The organism is Flavobacterium glaciei (assembly GCF_003350545.1).
Classification (GTDB): Bacteria; Bacteroidota; Bacteroidia; order Flavobacteriales; family Flavobacteriaceae; genus Flavobacterium; species Flavobacterium glaciei.
Genome location: NZ_QQBA01000041.1, coordinates 1 through 1,328 on the forward strand (window position 1 = coordinate 1; position 1,328 = coordinate 1,328).

Consider the following 1,328-nt stretch of genomic DNA (forward strand, 5'->3'; position numbering starts at 1 on the left):
CGTTAGCAGTAATGCTCCGAAAACTCGACGAATTCAATAACTTAATGCAAGAAATGACAAATAAAATCATTTTAATTTTAATATTTCTTTTTTCTTCAATAACAAACTCACAAAGTTTGCCAAAAGACACGCTTTATGGAAATGTTAAGAGAATCAGAGAAAAAGTAATTTTCTTAACAGAAATGGAAAATCCACAATTATTATATTATGATGATTATGGTCATTCAGGATTTATGGGACCAGAATCAACAATATCAAGATTTCATAACACTTGGTATTCCTCAAATTTTTGTTATTATTTGAATTATGAAAGGTTCTACAATACTAATAAAAAAATAATTAAAGAAAATTGGTATGGAAAAAAAGACAATTTTATGAATTCATACAAATATGTTTATGACAAAAAAGAAAGATTAATTAGCACTATCGATTCTTCAGAATACTCAACCGATACGAGAAATCATTATTTTGAAGAATACGGCGATTATGTTGATGAAAATATAATTTATGAAAATTTAGAGCTTAATATTTTTTCACATAGCTATAAAAAATATAAAAATGGAAAAGTCATAAGAACAAAAAACTTTGATGATAATGGAACAGTAAATGAGAATATTAATCACTACAACGAATTTGGTAAATTAGATTATCGCATACACAAAAGTCCAGATACTTGGAAAAAATTAGAGGGAAATAGTTATTCTTTTGGAGTTCAAGATACAATTGGTGTGGTCTATAAAAATCTAAAAAATGAGTATGATGTAAAAAATCGACTAATTAAAACTACAACTTTTGATTTGAATTCTGATAAATATAGTAATGAAGTGATTGAAAGTAGTCAAACAACTAATATTTACGAAAACGATAACCTAATTACAAAATTTACCAATAATAAAAGTGGCTATCAAACTTTTTATAACTTTAGGTACAATAAATCTAATCAATTGATAGCAAAATATTGTTGTGATAAAGATATTTCAAAAGCGAAAATTATTCAAAAATACAAATACAAAAATGATATTGTTACTGAATTAATTTATGAAGAAGAATCATTTGAAACACAAAAAATGAGAAAATTTAAAGTTACATATTCATATGAATTTGATAAAAACAAAAATTGGATTGAAATTATTAAAACCGTTGATGGAGTAAAACTTTACAAATGGACGAGAGAAATCGAATATTACGAGTAAGCACTACTGCTAACACACGTTTGGCGCAATTGCGAATTTTTTGGTAAATTCACGTTCACGCTTCGCAAGAAATATTATCTTTATCAGAAAATAATCAGTTCCGAAGTTCGCAACTGACGCCAAGCGTGGGAACGT

Annotated in this window: 1 protein-coding gene; it reads left to right on the plus strand. The window is 26.5% G+C overall.

All coding sequences use genetic code 11. The features are described from left to right. The coding region (locus DFR66_RS13955; protein WP_114755391.1) for a hypothetical protein at positions 1-1,193 on the plus strand (1,193 nt) is incomplete at its 5' end. Positions 1,194-1,328 lie beyond the last annotated feature (135 nt).